The 21,194-nt window shown below is 73.7% G+C and carries 18 protein-coding genes; 10 read left to right on the forward strand and 8 right to left on the reverse strand.

What is annotated here, in order from left to right; translation table 11 throughout:
• Window positions 1-17: 17 nt before the first annotated feature.
• The 7 genes from ACLQ20_RS12990 to ACLQ20_RS13020 all read left to right on the forward strand — a co-directional run bounded on the left by ACLQ20_RS12990 (window position 18) and on the right by ACLQ20_RS13020 (window position 6,574).
• Window positions 18-1,211, forward strand: coding sequence for an ABC transporter substrate-binding protein (locus ACLQ20_RS12990; protein WP_425855659.1), 1,194 nt, complete (start codon window positions 18-20; stop codon window positions 1,209-1,211).
• Complete coding sequence (locus ACLQ20_RS12995) at window positions 1,208-2,101, forward strand: branched-chain amino acid ABC transporter permease (protein ID WP_425855662.1); 894 nt, start codon at window positions 1,208-1,210, stop codon at window positions 2,099-2,101. Before ACLQ20_RS12990 ends, ACLQ20_RS12995 begins: the two co-directional genes overlap by 4 nt.
• The gene (locus tag ACLQ20_RS13000; RefSeq protein WP_425855664.1) at window positions 2,098-3,111 is read left to right on the forward strand and encodes a branched-chain amino acid ABC transporter permease; all 1,014 of its coding nucleotides are present in this window, start codon (window positions 2,098-2,100) and stop codon (window positions 3,109-3,111) included. Before ACLQ20_RS12995 ends, ACLQ20_RS13000 begins: the two co-directional genes overlap by 4 nt.
• A complete protein-coding gene (locus ACLQ20_RS13005; RefSeq protein WP_425855665.1) occupies window positions 3,108-3,851 on the forward strand; it encodes an ABC transporter ATP-binding protein in 744 nt (247 codons plus the stop codon). The genes ACLQ20_RS13000 and ACLQ20_RS13005 overlap by 4 nt, the downstream gene beginning before the upstream one ends.
• On the forward strand, window positions 3,851-4,624 hold the full coding sequence (locus ACLQ20_RS13010) for an ABC transporter ATP-binding protein (protein ID WP_151455095.1): 774 nt from the start codon (window positions 3,851-3,853) through the stop codon (window positions 4,622-4,624). Before ACLQ20_RS13005 ends, ACLQ20_RS13010 begins: the two co-directional genes overlap by 1 nt.
• Before the next feature lie 30 nt (window positions 4,625-4,654).
• Complete coding sequence (locus ACLQ20_RS13015; protein WP_425855667.1) at window positions 4,655-5,464, forward strand: class I SAM-dependent methyltransferase; 810 nt, start codon at window positions 4,655-4,657, stop codon at window positions 5,462-5,464.
• A gap of 177 nt (window positions 5,465-5,641) precedes the next feature.
• Window positions 5,642-6,574, forward strand: a complete 933-nt coding sequence (locus tag ACLQ20_RS13020) for a diacylglycerol/lipid kinase family protein (protein ID WP_425855669.1) — start codon at window positions 5,642-5,644, stop codon at window positions 6,572-6,574.
• Window positions 6,575-6,577: 3 nt separating this feature from the next.
• On the opposite strand, the gene ACLQ20_RS13025 is transcribed toward ACLQ20_RS13020, so the two are convergent.
• Window positions 6,578-9,517: a glycosyl hydrolase family 28-related protein gene (locus ACLQ20_RS13025; protein ID WP_425855672.1), complete on the reverse strand. Its 2,940-nt coding sequence runs from the start codon at window positions 9,515-9,517 to the stop codon at window positions 6,578-6,580.
• Between the two features lie 344 nt (window positions 9,518-9,861).
• Here ACLQ20_RS13025 and ACLQ20_RS13030 point away from each other — a divergent pair, with 344 nt between their 5' ends.
• Entirely contained in the window at window positions 9,862-10,923 is a 1,062-nt protein-coding gene (locus tag ACLQ20_RS13030) for a LacI family DNA-binding transcriptional regulator (RefSeq protein ID WP_425855674.1), read from the forward strand.
• On the opposite strand, the gene ACLQ20_RS13035 is transcribed toward ACLQ20_RS13030, so the two are convergent.
• The 7 genes from ACLQ20_RS13035 to ACLQ20_RS13065 are packed head-to-tail and all read right to left on the reverse strand — an operon-like array spanning window position 10,916 to window position 18,334.
• Complete coding sequence (locus ACLQ20_RS13035) at window positions 10,916-11,611, reverse strand: N-acetylmannosamine-6-phosphate 2-epimerase (RefSeq protein WP_425855675.1); 696 nt, start codon at window positions 11,609-11,611, stop codon at window positions 10,916-10,918. The two genes, ACLQ20_RS13030 and ACLQ20_RS13035, sit on opposite strands and share 8 nt — an antisense overlap.
• Window positions 11,608-12,558, reverse strand: a complete 951-nt coding sequence (locus ACLQ20_RS13040) for an ROK family protein (protein ID WP_425855677.1) — start codon at window positions 12,556-12,558, stop codon at window positions 11,608-11,610. Before ACLQ20_RS13040 ends, ACLQ20_RS13035 begins: the two co-directional genes overlap by 4 nt.
• Window positions 12,555-13,397, reverse strand: a complete 843-nt coding sequence (locus tag ACLQ20_RS13045) for a carbohydrate ABC transporter permease (protein ID WP_425855679.1) — start codon at window positions 13,395-13,397, stop codon at window positions 12,555-12,557. The genes ACLQ20_RS13040 and ACLQ20_RS13045 overlap by 4 nt, the downstream gene beginning before the upstream one ends.
• Window positions 13,387-14,334 carry a carbohydrate ABC transporter permease gene (locus ACLQ20_RS13050; protein ID WP_151455080.1) on the reverse strand — a complete coding sequence of 316 codons (948 nt, stop codon included), beginning with the start codon at window positions 14,332-14,334 and terminating at the stop codon, window positions 13,387-13,389. The genes ACLQ20_RS13045 and ACLQ20_RS13050 overlap by 11 nt, the downstream gene beginning before the upstream one ends.
• A 12-nt stretch (window positions 14,335-14,346) precedes the next feature.
• Window positions 14,347-15,630, reverse strand: coding sequence for an ABC transporter substrate-binding protein (locus ACLQ20_RS13055; RefSeq protein ID WP_425855682.1), 1,284 nt, complete (start codon window positions 15,628-15,630; stop codon window positions 14,347-14,349).
• Window positions 15,631-15,653: 23 nt separating this feature from the next.
• A complete protein-coding gene (locus tag ACLQ20_RS13060) occupies window positions 15,654-17,249 on the reverse strand; it encodes an FAD-dependent oxidoreductase (protein WP_327028553.1) in 1,596 nt (531 codons plus the stop codon).
• A gap of 32 nt (window positions 17,250-17,281) precedes the next feature.
• Window positions 17,282-18,334: a LacI family DNA-binding transcriptional regulator gene (locus ACLQ20_RS13065; protein ID WP_327028552.1), complete on the reverse strand. Its 1,053-nt coding sequence runs from the start codon at window positions 18,332-18,334 to the stop codon at window positions 17,282-17,284.
• A 495-nt stretch (window positions 18,335-18,829) separates the two neighbouring features.
• On the opposite strand from ACLQ20_RS13065, the gene ACLQ20_RS13070 reads away from it, so the two are divergent.
• A complete protein-coding gene (locus ACLQ20_RS13070; RefSeq protein WP_151455490.1) occupies window positions 18,830-20,188 on the forward strand; it encodes a hypothetical protein in 1,359 nt (452 codons plus the stop codon).
• A gap of 168 nt (window positions 20,189-20,356) precedes the next feature.
• On the forward strand, window positions 20,357-21,184 hold the full coding sequence (locus ACLQ20_RS13075) for a DUF72 domain-containing protein (RefSeq protein WP_425855927.1): 828 nt from the start codon (window positions 20,357-20,359) through the stop codon (window positions 21,182-21,184).
• The last annotated feature ends 10 nt before the right edge of the window (window positions 21,185-21,194 follow it).

The raw sequence follows: 21,194 nt of genomic DNA on the forward strand, positions 1-21,194 counted from the left end.
TCCCTCCTGGAGAAGACATGTCGCTGACCATCCCCCGGCGCAGCCGTGCCCGCACCGCGGCCCTGCTCGCCCTCGTCCTGTTCGCCGCGACCGCCTGTGCCGACGGCGGGCGGGGCGCCGGCACCGCCGGATCGATCAAGATCGGCCTGCTGGCGTCGCTGTCCGGCACCTACCAGGCGGTCGGCAAGGAGATCCGCGCCGGCTTCGAGCTCTACCTGGCCACCCACGACGGCAGGCTCGGCGGGCGACAGGTGGAACTCGTCGTCGCCGACGAGGGCAACGGGGCCGCGACCGCGGTGCCCGCCGCGACGAAACTGCTCAAGCAGGACCGGGTGGCCGCGCTCACCGGGATCGTCGGCGGTGGCTCCGTGGCCGCCGTCTATCCGTTGCTCAACGAGACCAAGGTGCCGTTCGTCGGCTCGAACGGTCGCCCGGAGCTGAAGGACGTGTCCCGGATCTGGCACACCTCGTACCTCTCCGACGAGCCGGGGGAGGCGATCGCCCGCCACGTGCGCGACAACGTCGAGGGCAGCGTCTACGCCATCGGCCCGGACTACCAGGGCGGCTGGGACGAGCTGCGCGGCTTCACCGACGCCTTCGTCAAGGAGGGCGGCAGGCTCGCCAATGCCGACGGCAAGACCACCTTCACCCCGTTCCCGACGACGACCAACTTCACCCCTTACTTCGCCCGGATCAAGGCCTCCGGCGCCGACGCCGTCTACACGTTCTACGCGGGCAGCGCGGCCGTCGACTTCGTCAAGCAGTACGCACAGTCGGAGATCAGCGACCTGCCGCTCTACGCCGCCGGATTCCTCACCGAGGGCGGGGTGCTCGACGCCCAGGGCGAGGCCGCCCGCGACGTCTACTCGGTGCTGAACTACTCGCCGGACCTGGACAACGCCGAGAACCGCGCCTTCGTGGCCGCCTGGAAGGCGAAGAACGACGGCTCCCCGACCACGTACGCCATGGCCTCCTACGACGCCGCGGCCGTCCTGGACCGGGCCATCGAGGCGGCCGGGGACGACCCGAGCCCGGAGAGCATCAACGCGGCCATCGGCCAACTGGGCCAGATCGCCAGCCCGCGCGGCACCTGGCAGTTCTCGCCGAGCACGCACGCGCCCGTGCAGAAGTGGTACCTGCGCCAGGTGCGCCAGGACGGCCGGGCGCTGTCCAACACCGTCGTGGGTGACCTCGCCACCGTCGGCGGGTGAACGGCGTGGCGGTCGACATCCGGATCGACCCGTACCTGGTCCCGGCCCTGGACGGGGTGGCCTACGGGCTGCTGGTCTTCGTCGCCGCGGCGGGACTGGTGTTCTGCTTCGGCGTCGCCGGCATCCTGAACCTGGCGCACGGCACCCTGTACGCGATCGGCGGGTACACCGCCGCCGCGCTGTTCGACGGCGGCTGGCCGAGCCTGGTGCTGGCGCTGGCCGTCGGGACCGTCGCCGCCACCGCCGCCGGCGCGCTGGTCGCCGGCCTGCTCACCCGGCTCGCCGCGCGCAGCCATCTCACCCAGGCGCTGCTCACCTTCGGGGTGGCGCTGGCCGGGGGCAGCCTGCTCGTGGCGGCGTTCGGGCCGGACGACCCGCCGGTGCGGGTGCCGGCGGCGCTGGACGGGTCGGTGGTCGTGGCCGGGCACCGCTACGCGGCGTACCGCTTGGTCTTCATCGTCGTCGCCGCCGTGCTCGCCGGCCTTCTCCACCTCGCGGTGCGCCGCACCCGGGCCGGGATGCTGGTCCGCGCGGCCGTCGACGACGCCGAGATGGTTGCCGTCCTCGGCGTGAACCCGGCGTGGATCCGCGTCGGCGTGCTTGCCGCCGCCGGGGCGCTGGCCGGCGCCGCGGGCGTGCTCGGCGCGCCGATCATCGGTCCGGGGCCGGACACCGCCGACGCGGTGCTGCTGCTGTCGCTGGTGGTCGTCGTCCTCGGCGGGCTCGGGTCGATGACCGGCACGCTGCTCGCGGCTCTGGCGGTCGGGCAGATCCAGACCCTCGGGGTGGCGCTCGCCCCGTCGGCCGCCCCGTTCCTGCTCTTCGCCGCCATGGCCGCCGTCCTCGCGGTGCGGGCGCGGGGCCTGGCCGCGACCCGGCGGACGTCGTGAGGGACGAGGCGGTACGCGCGCTGCGGCGCGGCGTCGCCGTGCTCGTCCTGGCCGGCCTGGTGCTGGCGCCGTGGGCGGTCGACGACTACACCGTGGCGCTGCTGGCCCGTACCCTCGCGCTGGGCCTGGTGGGGGTGAGCGTCGCCCTGCTCACCGGCGTCGCGGGACTGCCCACCCTGGGACAGACCGCGCCGTACGCGGCGGGCGCGTACGCCAGCGCGGTGGTCGGCAGCCGGCTCTCCGACGTGGCGGTGGTGCACCTGGTCGTCGCGGCGGCGGCCGGGGCGGCGCTGGCCGCGGCGACCGTCCCGCTCGTGGTGTACGCGCGCGGCGTGATCGTCCTGATGATCACCCTGGCGATCGGCGAGCTCGTGGTGACCGTCGTCGGGCGCTGGCGGTCGGTGACCGGCGGCACCGACGGGCTCGCCGGGGTGCCGCCGGTGCGTCCCCTGTGGGGGCTGCCGGTGCTGGCCACCGACCGGGCGCGCTACCTGTACGCCCTGGTGGTCGTCGCCGTGCTGGTCGGCGCGGTGCTGCTCTTCCTGCGTACCCGGGCCGGCCTGCTGCTGCGGGCCGGCCGGGACGACGAGGCGCGGCTGCGGGCCAGCGGCCACCGGGTGTCGGCCCACGTGGCTGCTGTGCACGTGGCCGCGGGGGCGGTCGCGGGCGCCGCGGGCTCCCTGCTGGTGGTCGCCCAGCAGTTCATCTCGCCGGCCGACTTCGGCTTCGACACCTCCGCCCTGCTGCTGCTCGGGGTGGTGGTCGGCGGCGTCGCGTCCGTGGGCGGCGCCCTGGTCGGCGCCGCGATCGTGATCGCCGGCCGGGACTGGCTCTTCGGCGTGCTCCCCGGGCACGCGCCCCTGGTGCTGGGGGTGGCGTTCGTCGTCACCGTCCACCTGCTGCCCGGCGACGGGCGCCGGCCGGCGGGCGTGCGGGGCCGGCTCCTGCCGGGACTGCCGGCGGGCCCTGCGGCCGAGGAACGGCCGGCGCCGACGGGGGCACGCGCATGACGCCGCTGCTGTCCGCCCGGGGCGTCACGGTCCGCTACGGCTCGCTGGCCGCGCTGGACGGGGTCGACCTGCGGATCGACCACGGCCAGCGGCACGCTCTGATCGGGCCCAACGGCGCCGGCAAGAGCACGCTGCTCGACGTGCTCGGCGGGGCGACCCCGGCGGGCGGCGGCCGGGTGCTCCTCGCCGGCCGCGACGTCACCCGGCTCGGCCCCGCCGCCCGGGCCCGGCGGGGCATCGGCCGGATCCACCAGCGTCCCGCCGTGTGGTCGAGCCTGACCGCCGCCGAGAACGTGCTGGTCGCCGCGCTGCCCCACGCGGTGCGGCCCGGCCGGTGGCGGCCCGGCGCGCGGCGGTGCGCCGCCGAGCGTACGGCGGGTGCGTGGCTGGAACGGCTGGGCCTGCGCGACGTGGGCGCGACTCCCGCCGGTCAGCTCGCCCACGGGCAGCGGCGGCAACTCGAGATCGCCATGGCCCTGGCGGGTCGCCCGCGGCTGCTGCTGCTCGACGAGCCGGCCGCCGGCCTGTCCGTCGTCGAGGTCGGTCGGCTGGTGGAGTTCCTGCGGGCCCTGCCGCGCGCCGTCGCGGTGCTGCTGGTCGAGCACCGGCTGGACCTGGTGTACGCGCTCTGCGACCAGGTGACCGTGCTCCGGGACGGCCGGACGGTCGCCACCGGGACGCCGGCCGAGATCCGCGCGTCGGGTCCGGTCCGGCAGGCCTACGCGGAGGGGGCGTCGTGATGCTGCGGACGGAGCGGCTCTGCGCCGGCTACGCCGGCGGGATCGTGCTGCACGAGGTCACCCTCGACGTGGCGGCCGGCGCCGTGCAGGCGGTGGTGGGCCGCAACGGCGCCGGCAAGAGCACCCTCGTGCACGCCGTCGCCGGGTTGGTGCGGCCCTGCGGGGGGCGGATCGAGGTCGACGGCGTGCCGGTCGCCGGCCGGCAGCCGCACCGGATCGCCCGGTGCGGGGTGGGCCTCGTTCCGCAGGGCCGGCGGGTCTTCTCCCGGTTGACCGTGGCCGAGCACCTCGCCCTGGCGGCGGTGCCGTGGCGTGCCGCGCCGCCGGCAGGCGAGGGGTGGACCGTCGCGCGGGTCCTGGAGCTGTTGCCCCGGCTGGCGGCCCGGCTGCGCCATCGCGGCGACCAGCTCTCCGGCGGCGAGCAGCAGATGCTGGCGATCGCCCGGGCGCTGCTCGGCCAGCCCCGGGTGCTGCTGCTGGACGAGCCGTGCGAAGGGCTGGCGCCCGGCCTGGCCGCCCGGGTACGCGACCTCGTCGGCACCCTGGCCAGGACCGGGCTGGCCGTGCTCCTCGTCGAGCAGCAGCTCCAGCACGCCGTCGAGATCGCGGACCGGATCGCGGTGCTCGAGTACGGCCGGGTGGTCTACGACCGCCCGGCGGACGAGGCCCGGGCCGAGCCGGGCCGCCTGGCGGCGATGCTCAGCGTCGCCGCCGTCGCGGAGCTGCCGGCTACCCGACCGGTGCCCGGTTCCGGGCCGATCCCGCGCACCTGACCCGACCGACTTCGACAGGAACGAGCGACGATGCCGACAGACATCCGTGACACCGAGTACACCTTCGACAACGGTTCACCGGAGGCGGTGCCCCAGCTGCGGGCGCTGGAGTCCTTCCTGGACCCGATCACGGCGGCCCGGATCGGCGCCCCGGTGCTCGCCCCGGGCGGCGTGTGCTGGGAGATCGGCGCCGGCGGGGGCTCAGTCGCCCGGAGCATGGCCGAGGCGGTCGGCCCGACGGGGCGCGTGCTGGCGACCGACATCGACGTCGCCCACCTCGCCCCCGCGGCCAACCTCGACGTCCGTCGGCACGACGTGCGCAGCGAGCCACCGCCCGGCGACGCCTTCGACCTCGTCCACGCCCGGCTGGTGCTGCTCCACCTGCCGGAGCGGCGGCGCGTACTGGCCTCGCTGGCCGGCGCGCTGGCCCCGGGCGGGTGGCTGGTGGTCGAGGAGTTCGACTGCACGGCCCCGCTGCGCGTGCTGACCGCGCCGAGCGACGACGCGGCGAAGCTCTTCACCCACGTGACGGACACGATGCTCGGCGTCCTGCAGAGCCACGGCGCGGACCTGGCCTGGGCGCAGGACGTGCACGCCCACCTCGCGTCGGCGGGACTGGTCGAGGTCGACACGGTCATCCACTCCGAGAGCTGGCCCGGTGGCTCACTCGGCGCGTCGCTCTACGCGACGAACTCCCGGCAGTTGGCGCCGGAGCTGATCGAGGCGGGTGTGTCGCCCGGCCAGCTGGAGGCGTTCCGTCGGCTCCTGCGCGACCCCGGGTTCGTCGTGATGTCGTACCAGTTCGTGTCGACCCGGGGGCGGCGTCCGGCCCGGCGGTGAGGCGGTTCCCCTCGCCCGTACCGCCGCCGCGCCGGCGGGCCGGTCGGCGGGGCGCACGCCGAGGCGCCGCGCCGACCGGCCACACCCGCGCCGGTGGTCGAACGGAGCTCGCCGCACCGTCGGCCCTCCCCGCCGGTCGGGGCGTGGAAACCGCGCCGGCCGGGTACCACGGCGGTCATGGGCACGAGCAGCACGCTGGGCGACGAGCCGGCGACCGCCGTCCGGGTGGGCACGGTCGCGGTCGTCGCCCACCGCAAGAAGACCCTCGGCGGCGGCCTCGACGAGCTGCGCGCGGAGCTGGCGGGCGCGGGCGTCGAGGACCTCGTCTGGTACGAGGTGCCGAAGAGCCGCAAGGCGCCGAAGAAGGTCCGTAAGGCGCTGAAGAAGGGCGCCGAGCTGGTCTTCGTGTGGGGCGGCGACGGCATGGTGCAGCGCTGCGCCGACACCCTCGCCGGCTCCGGCGTCCCGATGGCGATCCTGCCCGCCGGCACCGCCAACCTCTTCGCCGCCAACCTGGGCGTACCGGAGGACCTCCCCGAGGCCGTCCGCATCGGCCTGCACGGCCGGCGCCGCTCCCTCGACCTGGGCCGGCTCAACGGCGAGCACTTCGCCGTGATGGCCGGTGCCGGCTTCGACGGCGACCTGATCCGCGAGGCGGACCGCACGCTGAAGGGCAAGCTCGGTCGCCTCGCCTACATGTGGACGGGGCTGCGGCACGTCCGGGGCGAACTGGTCGGCACGCGGATCACCGTCGACGGCACGGAGTGGTTCGACGGCGACGCGAGCTGCGTGCTGTTCGGCAACGTCGGCACGATCACCGGCGGCATCCCGGCGTTCGACGACGCCCGCCCCGACGACGGCTGCCTGGAGATCGGCGTGTCGACCGCCGACGGCGCGGTGGACTGGGCGCGCACCCTCGGCCGGATGGCCGCCGGCCGCTCGGAGGAGTCGCCGTTCGTGCGGATCACCCGGGGCCGCAAGATCAAGGTCCGGCTGGCCGCGCCCCGCACGTACGAGCTGGACGGCGGCGCCCGGGGAGAGGTCACGAAGCTCAAGGTGCGGGTGGTGCCCGGGGCGCTGACGGTCTGCTGCCCCGGGCCCGTTCCCTGAGCGTCAGCGGAGGCCGTGGATCTCCACCTCGAAGACCCGGGCCAGCCCGTCGGTCGGGCTGGGCTCGGTGAACACGAGCCGGACCTGTCGGATCCCGGTCGGCGCGCCGGCGAGGTCGACCCGGGCGGGGTTTGCGGTGTTCGCCCCGGCCGAACCGATGGTCGTCCAGGCCCCGTCGACCAGGGCCTCCACCCGGAACGCCCGCACCCGCAGGCTCTCCGAGCCGGCCACCCCGCTGTAGAGGTCGAGCCGCTGGAGCTCCGCCGGCCCACCGAGATCCAGGGTGAGCGCCGGTGCCGGGTCGGCCGAGCCGGAGATCCAGCGGGCGCCCGTCCGGTCCCCGTCCACCGCGTGGGCGGCGACGTTGCCGGAGAGCACCGAACTCGCCTGCACCGCGGTGCCCCGGGCGAGGTTCTCCCCGGCCACGCCCACCCGCAGGGTCTGCGTGATCTCCTGCCGGTGGTTGGCCCGGGTGAACGCGACGGTCAGCCGGATCGTGCCGTCGGCCACCGCGTCGGCGGGGACCTGCACGCTCACCGCGACCGGCGTGGTGGCGCCCGCGGGCAGCCGGGTGGTCTCCGGCCGCGCCCGCACCTGCCAGCCGGGCGGCGCGTCGACGCCGACCGTCAGGGCGGTGAGCGGGCCGGGGCCGTCGTTGCGTACCCGCAGCACGGCGCTCCCGGCCCTACCGGGCAGCACCCGGATCTCCGGCGTGTCCAGCGCGACGTGGGCGCCGGCTGGGTCGGCCTTCCTGCCAGTCACCCCGACCCCCAGGTACGCCACCTCGATCTCGGGCACGGTCCGGCCGGTCGCCACGTCGGCGACGGTGGCGCCCCACCGGGTGTTGGCCACGTTGTCCGGCCGGTAGCCACGGGTGCCCCGGATCACGATGCCGCTGCTGTCGCGCAGTCCCACCGCGTACGGGTACGGGCCCTGCACGGTGGCCACCCGGAAGAAGACCGTGTTGCCGAACAGGACGTCGTGCACGTCGTCCAGCTCGACGGCCTGGGACCGCCAGCCGTAGATGTGGTCCTCGGTCTGCAGCGCGTGCAGCTGCCAGTTGCGGACGCGGCGCAGCACGACCTCGCGGTGCTCGTGGTGCTCGACGGAGACCTCGTACATCCGGCCGCGCACAGAGGTGTCCTCGACGAGGAACCCGTTGTCGGCCCAGCCGGCGACGCTCCAGATGTTGGCGAAGGTCCCGCCGCCGCCCTGCACCCAGAAGCTGTACCTGTGCCGGCCCCGGTACTGGTAGCCGGGATCACCGGCGCCGGGGTCGCCGGGCGCGGTCTGCTCCGGGTGCCACTTCACGAACTGGGTGGCGATGTCGGCGAGGTAGCTGCGCTCACCGGAGCGCCAGTGCACGTGCACCGAGCCCGCGGTCTGCTGCGCGGAGTCCAGGCCGAGGCCGGTCACCTGGTTCCGCCCGCCGAGCGGGGTCTGGACCATCGCCTTCGGCCGCTGCGGGTCGGTGAATCCGGCGGCCCGCTCCGGCAGCTTCAGCCAGGTCTGGCGGGGATGCAGGCCGATCAGGTTGTTCTGCGGCCGCAGCCGCAGGGTGTTCCCGATCAGGTACTGCCCCATCGGCACGTAGACGGTGTCGTGCTCGTCGAGGGCCCGCTGGAAGATGGCGTGGTCGTCGCTGGTGCCGCTGCCGACCGTGACGCCCCTGGCGGCGGCGTACTCGACCACGTTGACCCAGCCGCCGGTGGCCGGTGGCAGGGGCGCGTCGGTGCGCAGCAGCCGGGCGAAGCTCGGCGGCGCGGCCGGTGTCGCGGAGACCAGGACGCCGTCGGTACGCCGTTCGGTGTCGCTCAGCGCGTCGTCGACCCGGAGTCCGAGCGTGGCGTCGCGCACCAGGTACGACGGGCCGGGGCCGACCCAGGTGCGTCCGCTGGGCACGGTGGTCAGCAGCGCACCGGTGCCGGTGACCCCGGTGTCGACCACGTTGAGCTGGTTCTGGGCGCGGATGAGTTCCGGCTCGCCGCCGCCCGCGACGGACTCGCTGTCGTTGAGGGTGATCGCCGCCCCGCTGATGTTCTCGAAGACCGAGTCCTGCACGTAGAGGCGCTGGGTCTGGTTCGGGGTGGCGACGATGCCGGCCGGCGAGTCGGCGAAGCGGTTGCGGATCAGGCTCAGCTTGCTGTCCGTGTGCAGCTTGACGGCCGCCTCGCGTTGACCGGTGAAGGTGGTGTCCAGCAGCGTGGTCTGCCAGCCGGGCGAGGCGGCGAAGGCCAGCAGGCCGACCGTGCCGCCGTAGACGTTGACCCGTTGGATCAGGTTGGCGTTGTGGTCGATCCCGGCGTATCCCGTACCCACGTGGATGTCGAGGTCCTGGAGGACGAACATCTGGGCGCCGCTGAAGCGTACGGCCACCGCGGCGGGGTTGCCGGGCTCGATCCGGATGTCCAGGTTGACCAGGCCGGTGCCGAAGGTGTCGTTGTTGCCGAAGCTGCGGGCCGCGCCGGGCTGGAAGGGCCTCCGCAGCGCGGCGAAGAGGAAGGACTGGTTGCCGTCCTGGAAGCCGGGGGTGGACTCGGCGAGGACGAACTCGGGCCGCGCGGCGCCGAACCCGATCAGGCGCACCGAGGCGTGCAGGTCCACCTGCCGGGAAAGGCGGTAACGCCCTTCCGGCACGAAGACCACGCCGCCGCCGTCGCCGACGGTGACGTTGCGTGCCCCGCCGACGATGTTGCCCAGCCAGTTCTCGCCGCCCCGGCGGGAGGCCTCGTCGATGGCGGCCTGCACCGAGGCCGTGTCGTCACCGACGCCGTCGCCGTGCACCGGGAACCGTGCGCTGCCGAGGACGACCGCGGTCGGGTCGGTCGGCATGCTCCGGTAGACGGAGGTCGAGGCGGCCGGTGGGGTGGGGGCTGCCGCCGGCGGGGCGGCGACGGCCGGCGCCACGGCCGTGGCGGCCAGGAGGAGGGAACCGGCCAGCATGCCGACCCGTGCCCGGCCCGCTAGGGGTCGGCGGCCGGCTGCCCGCCGGGGTGGAGCTTGGATCATCGGTACGCCTTTCCTGCCCCTGTCGGGACCGGTCGGCGACCATGTGGTCATGCGCATAACCAGAATGTTTCCGCAGGCCCGAGCTGTCAAGAGCCGGGCCGCCAGAATATGAAACCCCCGCGTAACATTGACTTACGGCGACCGGTGGGCTGATCATTCACGGCAGCCCGCTCCCGAGACGTCGCCGTGTGCGATCGTGTGGTCATGCGCATGACCAGCCGGGGCGACGGCGCGGGAGCGGGCCCCCGGCGAGCGGCCGGGACACGGAGGTGACGACGATGCCAGGCGCCAACGGACGGGCCACCCAGGCCGACGTCGCCCGGCTCGCCGGGGTCAGCCAGGCGACCGTGTCACTGATCCTCAAGGAGGGCGACACGGGTCGCCGACGCGTCGGTGAGCAGACCCGTCAACGCGTGCTCGACGCCATCCGGATGACCGGGTACGTCGCGAACCCGGCCGCCCAACGCCTGGCCGGGGGACGCACCCGGATCATCGGCGTCTTCACCTACGAGCCGGTCTTCCCGCGCGACAGCCGGGACTTCTACCACCCGTTCCTGGTGGGGGTCGAGGCGCAGGCCGAGGAGCTCGACTGCGACCTGCTCTTCTTCACCAGCACCCCGTCCCGGCAGGGGCGGCGCCTGCTCGGCGACGGTTCCCGCCGGCTCGGCGTCGCCGACGGCTGCGTCCTGCTCGGCCGCCACGACGACAAGCGTGACCTGGCGGACCTGCTCGGCCGCGACTTCCCGTTCGCCTTCATCGGCCGACGGGAGTCCGACGCCGGCATCGTGCCGTACGTCGGCGCCGACTATGTGACCGCCACCCGCGAGGTGGTCGAGCGGCTGTTCGCCCTCGGCCACGAACGGGTCGGCTTCCTCGGCGACCTCCGCCGGGACGAGCCGTCGGCCGACCGCGCGCAGGGCTACCAGCAGGCGGTACGCGCCGCCCGCAGCCGTCCGGTCGTGCTGGACGGCGCCGGGTTGACCGGCGGCGAGGCACTCGACCTGCTCGACGACAACGGGCTCACCGCGGCGGTCGTCTGGCCGTCCGGGTTGGCCCCGCAGATCCGGGCGGCGGCGCTGGCCCGGGGGATGTCCGTTCCGGGGGACCTGTCACTGGCCCAGCTCGGCGACGCCGAGGACGGCAGTCCCGGCGACATCGACTGGACCGGTTTCCGGATCCCCCGCGAGCAGATGGGCGCGGGGGCGGTGCGACTGCTCTTCGAACAACTGGTCGGTCCCGCGCCGGGCGCCGACGCCCTGCAACGCAGCCTGCCCTGCGCCGTCGTGCCCGGGACCACCGCCGCGGCGCCGCGGCGCACCCGCCCCCGCGCCGTCAGGTGAGTCGGCCGCCCGCCGGGGTGGCCGGCACCAGGCGACGGGTGAGCCACAGCGGCGAGGTGACCGCGTTGCCCATCACCACCGAGTGGGCGCCCGCCGCGAACGCCTGCCCGATCTGCTCGGCGCTGCGGTAGCGGCCCTCGGCGATCACCGGCACCGCCAGCAGGTCGGCGAGCCGGGCCACCAGCGTCAGGTCCGGTCCGTCGGTCGGCGGGCTGGCCGGGGTGTAGCCGGAGAGGGTGGTCGCGACGGCGTCCGCACCGGCCCGCACAGCGGCCACGCCCTCCTCGACGGTGGAGACGTCGGCGAGGACCAGCGCGTCGCTCCGCTCCCGGACCGCCCGGACCGTGTCGGCGAAGCTGCGCCCGTCCGGACGAGGACGGTCGGTGGCGTCGACGGCGACGATGTGCGCCCCGGCCGCGGCCACGTCGAGCGCGTGCGCCGCCGTCGGGGTGATGAAGACCCCTTCGACGCCCTGCTTGTGCAGCCCGATGACCGGCACGTCGACGGCGGCGCGGATGGCCCGGACGTCGGCGGTGCCGTTGGCCCGGACGGCGACCGCGCCGCCCCGTACCACCGCCGCGGCCACCCGGGCCTGCACGTACGGGTCGCGCATCGGGTCGTCGGGGTCGTCGAGCACCGGCTGGCAGGAGACCACGAGGCCGCCGGCCAGCTCGTCGAACACACTCACGTTCTCGTCCTCTCGTCGGTGACCACGGCGGAGCTGCCGGCCGCCTGCGGGCCGGGGCCCGCCAGTCGGGCGGCGCCCACGACGACCGCGTCCGCGCCGAGCGCCGCCGGGAGCAGGGACACGTCCGCCCAGGCCGCGGGCAGCTCGGCGGTGAAGGCGGCGCGGGCGCCGGGGAACAGGGCGTCGGCCGCCCCGCCCGCGAGCACCACCGCCTGCGGATCGAGCAGGGCGACCAGCCCCGCGAGCGCCCGGCCGAGGGCCGTGGCGGCGCGGTCCACCACCTCCCGGGCGACCGGTTCACCGGCCACCGCCCGCTCGGCCACGGCCCGCCCGGTGATCCGCACACCGGTCTCGAGGGCGTACGCGCCGGACAGTCCCGTGCCCGAGGCGATGCCCTCCAGGTGCCCGTACCGGCCGCAGCCGCAGCGCAGCCGCTCGGCGCCGGGAGCCGGGAGGTGCCCCACCTCGCCGGCGCCGCCCCGGGCGCCGGTGGAGATCCGACCGTGCTGGAGCATCGCGCCGCCCAGGCCCGTGCCGACCGCGACCAGCACCAGGTCCCGCCGGTCCCGGCCCGCGCCGACCCAGCTCTCGCCGAGTGCGGCGGCGTTCACGTCGTTGGTGACCCGGACCGGCCGGGCCAGCCGCGCGGCCAACTCGTCGGCGACCGGCGTGCCGGCCCAGCCGGGCAGGCTGTCGGTGGCGTACCGGATGGTGCCGGTGGCCGGATCGACCGTGCCGGCGGTGCCCACGCCGACCGGGCCGGCGCCGCCCGCGTCGAGCAGCTCCCGGACGAGCCGCGCGGCGGTGTCCAGCACGGCCGCCGGCCCCGACCCGGCAGGGGTGGGCGCCAGGCGACGCCCGAGCACCTGCCCGTCGGGTCCGACCAGCGCCGCCGCCGTCTTGGTGCCGCCGATGTCGAGGCCCACCAGGGCCGCCGGCACCGTCATCCCTTGAGCCCGGTGTGCGCCAGGCCTTCGACGAACTGCTTCTGCGCGATGACGAAGACCACCAGGACCGGCAGCGCGGTCATCGACGCCGCGGCGAGCTGGACGTTCCACATCGGGCCGCCGTAGGCGTCGACGAACTGGGTGAGCGCCTGCGGCAGGGTGAACTTCTCCGGCGAGGAAAGGAACACGATCGGTTCCAGGTAGAGGTTCCAGCTGTGCAGGAAGGTGAAGATGGCGACCGCGCCCAGCGCGGGCCGGGACAGCGGCAGGGCGATCTTCCAGAAGGTGGCGAACCGCCCCAGCCCGTCCACCCGGGCCGCCTCCTCCAACTCGCCGGGGAGGCTGATGAAGAACTGCCGCATGATGAAGGTCGCCAGCACGCTCGGCGCGCCGAGGATCGGCACCAGGATCAGCGGCCAGTGGGTGTCGACCAGGCCCAGCTTGAAGAACATCTGGAACAGCGGCACGATCGTCACCTCGCTCGGGATGAGCAGGCCGGCGAGGATCACCAGGAAGAGCACGTTCTGGCCACGGAAGCGGATCCGGGCGAAGGCGTACCCGGACAGCGCCGCCACCGCCAGGGTGCCGACGGTGACCACCAGCGCGATGTAGAGGCTGTTCAGGTACTGCTGGCCGAACGGCTGCAACTCGAACACCCGCTGGTAGGCGTCCAGCTTCGGGCTCGTCGGCAGGAGCTGCGGCGGGAAGCTGAAGATGTCGGCGATCGGCTTCAGCGAGGAGGTGACCATCCACCAGGTCGGGAAGACGAACGGGATCGCCAGGACCATCAGCACCCCGTAGAGCACCAGCTTGGTCCGGGGCGACAGGTCACGATTCATGGTGGACCCACCTCTTACGCATCTGCCACTGGAGCACGGTGAGCGCGAGCACGATGACGAACAGGACGATCGACAGGGTGGCGCCGTAACCGAAGTGGTGGAACTGGAACGCCTGCTGGTACAGGTAGTAGACGAGCACCGTGGTCGAGGTGCCGGGGCCGCCCTGGGTGAGCACCGCGATCTGCGCGAAGACCTGCAACGAGCCGACCACCGTGATGATCGACGTGAGCAGGATGGTCGGGCTGATCATCGGCACGGTGATCCGCCAGAACTGGCGCAGCCGACTGGCCCCGTCCACCTCGGCGGCCTCGTACAGCTCGGCCGGCACGCCCTGGAGGGCGGCCAGGAAGAGCACCATGTTCAGGCCGACGTTCTTGAACACCTGCACCACGACGACCGAGAACATGGCGGTGCCCTCGCCGCGCAGCCAGTTCGGCCCGTCCACGCCGACCGTGTCGAGCAGGCCGTTCACGCCGCCGTTGTCCTGCAGCAGGAACCCCCACACGATGGTCCAGGCGACCAGCGAGACGACCACGGGGGAGAAGAACAGGGTGCGGAACACGATCGTCCCGCGCAGCTTCTGGTTGAGCAGTACGGCGAGCAGCAGGGCCAGGCCGAGGTTGAACACCACCAGCCCGACCGAGAACAGACCGGTGGCCCGCAGCACCGAGCCGAGGTTGGTGTCGTCGGCGAGGTTCGCGTAGTTCTCGGTGCCGACGAACTCGAACGTGCCGGCCAGCACGTTCCACTCGTGCAGGCTGTACCAGACCACCAGGATCAGCGGCAGGATCACGAAGACGAGGCTGCCGAGCAGTTGGGGAGCGATGAACAGGTAACCGGTGAGCTGGTCGCGGCGGCGGCTGGTCCAGTACGGCCGCGACCGGTCCCGGGTGGGCGGGGCCTCGACCCCGCCCACCGTCGTGTCCGTCTGGGACATGGTCAGGCTGCCCTACTTCGCCAGCAGCGGCTGGATCTTGGTGCAGACACCCTCGAGGACGGCCTTGACGTCCGCGTCGGCCTTCCAGAGCGGGTCGAGCCCGGCGCGCACCTGCTGGCTCAGCTCGGCCTGCCCGGCGTGACTGGGCTTGACCACGCCGTTGGTGATGCCGTCGATGACGACCTTCTGCAACTGCTCGGGCTTGAGCGTCGGGTTCGTCTTGGCCAGCGTCTCCGCGGTGAGCTGCGACTGGCGCGGCGGCGGGAAGAACTGGGCCAGCTTGGCCGAGTTGGTGGGGTTCGTCAGGAAGGCGAGGAAGTCCGCCGCCGCGTCCGCGTTCTTGCTCTTCTTCATCACGCCGACGCCGGCCTGGCCGACCACCGAGTAGTTGCCCTTCGGCCCGGCCGGCAGCGGCACCAGGTCCCAGCCGAAGCCGTCCGGCTTCAGCAGCGAGGCGCGGGAGATCTGGGTGACCGTCATGGCGGCGTCACCGGCGAAGAAGTCGGCGGTAGTACCCGGGCCGGGCAGCGCCTTGCCGGTGAAGATCGCCTTGTGCAGGGTGGTCATCGCCTCGACCATCTCCGGGGCGGCGAAGCCGCAGGACTTGCCGTCCTCGCTCCACGCCTGGGCGCCCCAACCGGTCCAGAGGGTCGACAGGTTGTCCCAGCCCTTGTAGTCGAAGTCGCGGATCACCAGGCCGGCCTTGCCGCTCGACGCGGCGGTGGCACCGGCTGCGGCCAGCGCGTTGTCCCAGTTCCACTGCCCGGCGGCGATCAGCTCGGCCGGGGTCTTCTGCCCGGCCTTCTTGAGCATGTCGGTGTTGACGAAGACGCCGAACGGCGAGGTGGAGAACGGGTACGCGTACAGCTTGCCCCCGTCCTGCCAGAGCTTGAGGGTGGCGGGGGAGATGTCGTCGTACTGGTAGCCCTCGGTCTTCTTGAGCTTCTCGTCCAGCGGCAGCAGCGCGCCGGAGGCGACGAAGTCGGGGGCCGAGTTCTCGAACACCCAGGCCAGGTCAGGCGCGTTGCCGCCGGCGATCTGGGTGGTCAGCGTCGTGGTGTAGTTCTCGAACGGCAGCGGGTCGAACTTGATGGACGCGACGTCCGGGTGGCTCTTGCGGTACTCGTCGGCGATCTCGTTGAACAGCTTGAGGTGCGCCTCGTTGGCGGACCAGACGGTCATCCGCAGGTTGGCGGGACCCTTGTCCGCAGCTTCGTCACCGCCGCCGCAGGCGGACAGCGCGAGGACGCCGGCCAGTGTCGCCGCGACACCGCGCACAGCCTTTCCCAATCTCATGATCTTCTCCTCTTCGGGGGTGTTCAGTAGCCCGCGACCTGGGGCCAGCGCATCTCCACGCCGGCCGCCGAGAGGCGGTCCTGGAAGTCGGCCAGCAGGCGGGGGGTGCCGCGGACCGCGCGCGGGGACTCGCCCCGGGCCAGACAGAAGTCGGCGAGCAGGCCGGCGACCTCGCCGACGTTCCACTCGACCGGGTGCAGCCGGTAGCTGCCGTTGGTGATGTGGGTGGTGCCGATGTTCTTGCCGGCCGGGAGCAGGTTCTCGACCCGCTGCGGGATCAGCGCGCCCAACGGGATCTCGAACGGGCACGACCCGACGTCGATGTAGTTGTCGCCACCGGTGGAGGGGTGCAGGTCGATGCGGTACATCCCGACGCCGATCGAGTCCGGGTAGGCGACCGCGCCGTGCTCGCCGCGTACGGCCAGCGACAGGTCCTGCTCGACGACCGTGTACTCGGCCCGGATGCGGCGCGACTCCCGGATGTAGGGCGCCTGCGCCAGGCCGTCGCGGCTGCCGGTCACGTCGCCGCGCAGGCGCAGGCCGGGGAAGCCGGTCCCGCCGTCCGGCCGGGGCGCCTCGGTCTGCATCCAGTAGAGCACCGAGTACGACAGCTCGCGGGCCTTGCTCAGGTGCCACGACGCGTTCGGCACGTCGATGACCGGACTCTCGAAGTAGTCGATCATCGGCCAGTTCACCAGCGTGATGTCGCTGTCGTACGCGCCGTCGGTGAAGTTGCGCCGGGCGGCGATGCGCCGGAACGTCCAGAGGTTGCCGTCGCCGGGGTTGAGCCGTTGGTCGGCGTTGACGGCCAGCGGGTCGTCGTCCGGGTTGGGCGTGAAGCTGCGCTCGACGATCTCCAGGGTGCGCGGGTGCGGCGACCGCCAGGACAGCAGCCGGTCGCCCCAGAAGTCGGGCTTGTAGTCGCGCCAGAAGTCGTAGTTCGCCGGCCGCTCGATGGTGTGGTCGCCGTCGACGTGGTCGAGCGCGAAGCAGACGGAGACGGCCTGCATGTTCATCGGCTGCGCCTCGGCCGGCGCGCTGGGCTCGCCGGTGTCGGCCTGCGACTCGAAGCCGGTGACGTACTCGGTGCCGGTCAGCGGCAGCAGCTCGCCGGTCTCCGTCGCGTCCAGGATGTACGGCGCGACGAGGTCGATCCGCTCGTCCCGGTCGCGGTGCGCGACGGTCACCCCGACCACCCGGTCCCCGTCGGTCTCCGCGGCGACCGGCCGGTACGGCTGGAGCACCGTCAGCCGGCCGGAGCCGAGGAACGGCGCCAGCATCTGCTCGATGACGGCGACGGCCACCCGGGGCTCGTGGCAGACCCGGCTCACCCAGCCGGCTCCCGGGTTGAGGTCGGTCCAGGCCCGCGACCGCTCGGTGAGCGGGTAGTGCCGGCGGTAGTAGTCACGGATCCCGGTGCGCAGGGCCCGGTAGCTCGCGGTGGCTCCGAACTGTTCGATCCAGGAGTGCTCGTCCGGCGGGACGGCCTGGCTGGTGAGCTGCCCGCCGAGCCAGTCGAACTCCTCGGTCAGGATGACCGACCGGCCGGCCCGGGCCGCGGCGAGCGCCGCCGCCACCCCGCCCAGCCCGCCCCCGACGACGAGGACGTCCGCACGCATCTGTACCACTTGCTTCCTTCCGGGTTGCACGGTCACCGCTCAGCTGCGGTGGACCGCCGATCAGGGGTGCCGAGGGTGTCGCCCTCGACGAGTTCGCAGGGCAGGAGCCGCTGCTGGACGCCGACGGCGCTGCCGTCGATGACGCTGGCGAGCACCTCGACCGACTGCCGGCCCATCTCCTCGCGGGGGATGCGGAATCCGGTGAACGCGAGGTCGGTGGGAACCGGGACCGTCGGGTCGCCGAGCGTCAGGATCGACAGGTCGCCGGGCACGCCCAGGCCGCGCCGCCGGCTGGCCAGCTCCAGCGCCACGGCGGTGGCGAAGTCCTCGATGAAGGCCACCGTGGTCCCGTCGGCCAGCAGGTCGTCGAGGATGACCTCGGCGTCCCGGGCGACGGTCGTCAGGTGGCGGGCGCTCTCCGCGGCCGTCGCGGCCGCGACGAACCCGCGCCGCCGGTCCGCCGAGGACTCCGCGGTCAGGTCCGTGTTCAGGTAGGCCAGGCGCCGGTGACCGCGGGCGAGGGCCAGGGCGACCAGCTCGCCCACCGCCGTCGCGTAGTCGGCGCCGACGTACGGCACCGGGCCGCCGGCGTCGTCGCGACGGCCGACGGCGACGTACGGGAAGCCGTCGCGGTTGAGCCGGTGCAGCTCCGCGGCGTCGATCTCCCGGCCGAGCAGGATGCAGCCGTCGGCGAGGCGGAGCCGGTTGTCCTGGTGGAAGATGCGGCGCCGACCGTCGACCACCGGGGCGCTGGTGAACAGCAGCAGGTCGCAGCCGGCCCGTTCCGCGTACTCCTCGATGCCCAGCAGGAAGGGGTGGAAGAAGTCGCGGCTGCCGCTGGGGAAGGCGGGCTCGTAGGTGAAGACGCCGATGATCCGGTTGAACCGTGCGGCGAGCCGGCGGGCCACGGGGTCGGCGGCGTACCCGGTCTCGGCGATGGTCCGCAGCACGCGGTCGCGGGTCTCGGGCGCGATGCGGACGTCGGCGTCGGCCCGGTTGTTGAGCACCAGCGACACGGTCGCCTGACTGACGCCAGCCAGCCGCGCGATGTCACGCTGCGTGACGCGTCGGGGTGTAGAGGGCACCACAGGTCCTTCCGGTGCGGCTAATGCGTATTAGCGCTCGGCGTTGGGGAGGAGCCTGGCGGGCCGACCGGGTTTGTGTCAAGAGGGGGACTGAGAGATTTCTTGGAGATGAAGTCCCTGGAGTAATGCGGATTAGCTCCGAGCGGTCCACCCCGCGTTCGCGGCCGGCTGGCTCCCGACGGAGCCGGCGGGCCGTCCCGCCGAGGCCGGCGGCCGGCCTCTTGACAAGACCCGCCCGGGTCGAGCAGCATTCGAGAAGGATTGATGGTAATACGTATTAGCACCTGACCCGGGCGGCCTGCTCACCCTCGCGGTGGCCGACCGTCTCACGCAGCGTGACTTCGTGCCGCCCCGCGGCGTGCTGCGCGGCGTCCACAGTCGTCACCGGCGTACCCGTCCCCACCTCCTGGGCTCCTCCGTCGACGGCCCCGTACGCCGACGGCCCGCCCGGGCGGTGGGGGAGCCCCACCATCCCCCGACAGAGCAGGAACAGCGATGACGAAAGCACCCGTCCGAGTGCCCGGTCGCGCCGCCGTGGCGGCAGCCGGCGCGGGCATGCTGGTGACCGCGCTGGCCGGTGCGGCTCCGGCCGCCGCCGATCCGGCCCTCGACTTCCCGCGCTTCACCTACGCGGGCACCGCGTTCGACAAGAGCGCCCTGACCTACAACCCGACAAACGAGTTCATCTTCCCGAGCGTCATCCGGGCCGCCGACTACTTCCCCAACCCGCTGGGCACCTACTACCTGTACTACGCCCCCCACGAGCGGCCCGGCGGGATCGCCCTGGCGTACGCGGACTCGATCAACGGTCCGTGGACCGAGTACCGGGCCAACCCGTTGATCGGCAACACCTGGCTGCCCCACTACTCAACGGTCAGCCACATCTCCTCCCCGCACGCCATCTGGGTGGAGGGGGAGCGCAAGCTGTTCCTCTACTTCCACGGCGAGAACTCGATCACCCGGTACGCCACCTCCGAGGACGGCATCCACTTCGACTACGGCGGGACGGCGATCAGCCGCGACGACAGCACCGGCGGGGAGACCTCCTACGCCCGGGTGTTCGAGCACGCCGTGCCGCGGCTGGGCAGCCGGTACCTGATGCTCTTCATGGACAACCCGACCGCCGCGCCGCCCGGGCCGACCGGGCCGGTGTCCCGGCGGATCCGCTGGGCGGTCTCCCCGGACGCGCGCACCTGGACGATCCAGCCCGACCCGATCGTCACCCCGCAGGGCATCCAGGGCCCGAACGCCTCCGGCCCGTTCTTCCTGCGCTGGAACGGCCGCAACCTGGTGATCTTCCACGCGGCCGACGGCAACATGCACGCCGTGGACGTCGGCGACGACCTCGACCGGGAGGTCCACCTCGGCGTCGTGCACGACTCGATGGTCGCCGCGCCCGACCTGGGGCGCTCGGCCGCGCCGACGTTCTACTTCGAGGGGCGCACCGCGCACATGTACTACGAGGCCGGCGGGCGGCTCACCGCGACGATCGGCCATGCCGTCGCCACCCTGGACCGGCCGGTGCCCACCCGCGAGGTGGACTGCGTGGTGGACCGGCCGGTGCTGTGGCCGCCGAACCACCAGATGGTCGACGTCACCGTGACGGCGGACCTGCGCGACGGGGTGCTCGGCCCGTACGCGCTCAACCTGACGGCGGTGACCGGCGGCGACGCCGCGGACGTCAGCGGCTTCACCGTCGGCACCCCGGACACCAGCGGCCGGCTGCGGGCCGAACGCGACGGCGCCGGCGGGGACAGGGTCTACTCCCTGACCTACGCGGGCCACGACGAGATCGGTCGCCCGGTCGGCTGCACCGTGACGGTCACCGTGCCGCACGACCAGGGCCGCGACTGACGGAGCAGGGACCGCTGGGCGCCGGCCGTGCCGCACGGGCACGGCCGGCGCCCGCGCCTGGGCTCGCCGCCGCCGGCGCGGCCGGATACCGTACCCGCGGCGCGGGTCACCCCGCGTCGGGCCGTCGAGCGGTGGGAGGATCCGATGCGCCTGCACGTGGGGTGCGCGATGTGGACGCACAAGTCGTGGCAGGGGCGCTTCCTGGCGCATCCGCTGCCGGCCCACGAGCGGCTGCGCGCGTACGCCGGCTGGTGCACGGCGGTCGAGGGGAACACCACCTTCTACGCCACCCCGGCCCGGGAGACGGTCGCCTCCTGGGCGGAGCAGACCGACCCCGACTTCCGGTTCGTGCCCAAGCTGCCGAAGGTCGTCACGCACGAGCGTCGGCTCACCGGTGCCGACGAGGAACTCCGCGCCTTCCTGCACGCCGTCGAACCCCTCGGCCCACGGGCCCACGCCCTCTGGATCCAGCTGCCGGGCTCGTTCGGCCCGGCCGACGTACCCGCGCTGGCCCGTTTCCTGCGCGGGCTGCCCACCGCCCACCGGTACGCCGTGGAGGTCCGGCACCCCGCGTTCTTCGACGACCCCCGGGCGGCGCGGACGCTGGAGGAGGCGCTCGCCACCGTCGGCGCCGAGTGGGTGCCCTTCGACACGACCGCGTTCTTCCGCACCCCGCCGACCAGCGACGCGGAACGCGAGGCGTGGACCAGGAAGCCGCGCACCCCGCTGCGCACCCACGCGCTGACCGACCGGCCGATCGTCCGCTACCTCGGCCGCGACGACCCCGCACGGACGGTCGAGGGCTGGCAGCCGTGGCTCGACGTGGTGACCGGGTGGCTGCGCGAGGGCCGATCGCCGACGGTCTTCGTGCACACCCCGGACAACTCCGACGCGCCCGAGCTCGCCCGCCGGTTCCACGACGAGGTGCGGGCGCGCCTGCCCGAGGTCGAGCCGCTGCCCGAGCCGGAGCCGGTCGGGCCGTCGACGCTGTTCTGAACGGAACCGC

This window comes from Micromonospora sp. DT46, from assembly GCF_049841735.1.
GTDB classification, from domain to species: Bacteria; Actinomycetota; Actinomycetes; order Mycobacteriales; family Micromonosporaceae; genus Micromonospora; species Micromonospora reichwaldensis.

What these genes read in the sequence shown, in the direction of transcription:
- ACLQ20_RS12990 (WP_425855659.1), top strand. Translation starts at nt 18, where the DNA reads ATGTCGCTGACCATCCCCCGGCGCAGCCGTGCCCGCACCGCGGCCCTG.
- ACLQ20_RS13005 (WP_425855665.1), top strand. Translation starts at nt 3,108, where the DNA reads ATGACGCCGCTGCTGTCCGCCCGGGGCGTCACGGTCCGCTACGGCTCG.
- ACLQ20_RS13010 (WP_151455095.1), top strand. Translation starts at nt 3,851, where the DNA reads ATGCTGCGGACGGAGCGGCTCTGCGCCGGCTACGCCGGCGGGATCGTG.
- ACLQ20_RS13015 (WP_425855667.1), top strand. Translation starts at nt 4,655, where the DNA reads ATGCCGACAGACATCCGTGACACCGAGTACACCTTCGACAACGGTTCA.
- ACLQ20_RS13020 (WP_425855669.1), top strand. Translation starts at nt 5,642, where the DNA reads ATGGGCACGAGCAGCACGCTGGGCGACGAGCCGGCGACCGCCGTCCGG.
- ACLQ20_RS13025 (WP_425855672.1), bottom strand. Translation starts at nt 9,517, where the DNA reads ATGCTGGCCGGTTCCCTCCTCCTGGCCGCCACGGCCGTGGCGCCGGCC.
- ACLQ20_RS13030 (WP_425855674.1), top strand. Translation starts at nt 9,862, where the DNA reads ATGCCAGGCGCCAACGGACGGGCCACCCAGGCCGACGTCGCCCGGCTC.
- ACLQ20_RS13040 (WP_425855677.1), bottom strand. Translation starts at nt 12,558, where the DNA reads ATGACGGTGCCGGCGGCCCTGGTGGGCCTCGACATCGGCGGCACCAAG.
- ACLQ20_RS13045 (WP_425855679.1), bottom strand. Translation starts at nt 13,397, where the DNA reads ATGAATCGTGACCTGTCGCCCCGGACCAAGCTGGTGCTCTACGGGGTG.
- ACLQ20_RS13050 (WP_151455080.1), bottom strand. Translation starts at nt 14,334, where the DNA reads ATGTCCCAGACGGACACGACGGTGGGCGGGGTCGAGGCCCCGCCCACC.
- ACLQ20_RS13055 (WP_425855682.1), bottom strand. Translation starts at nt 15,630, where the DNA reads ATGAGATTGGGAAAGGCTGTGCGCGGTGTCGCGGCGACACTGGCCGGC.
- ACLQ20_RS13060 (WP_327028553.1), bottom strand. Translation starts at nt 17,249, where the DNA reads ATGCGTGCGGACGTCCTCGTCGTCGGGGGCGGGCTGGGCGGGGTGGCG.
- ACLQ20_RS13070 (WP_151455490.1), top strand. Translation starts at nt 18,830, where the DNA reads ATGACGAAAGCACCCGTCCGAGTGCCCGGTCGCGCCGCCGTGGCGGCA.
- ACLQ20_RS13075 (WP_425855927.1), top strand. Translation starts at nt 20,357, where the DNA reads ATGTGGACGCACAAGTCGTGGCAGGGGCGCTTCCTGGCGCATCCGCTG.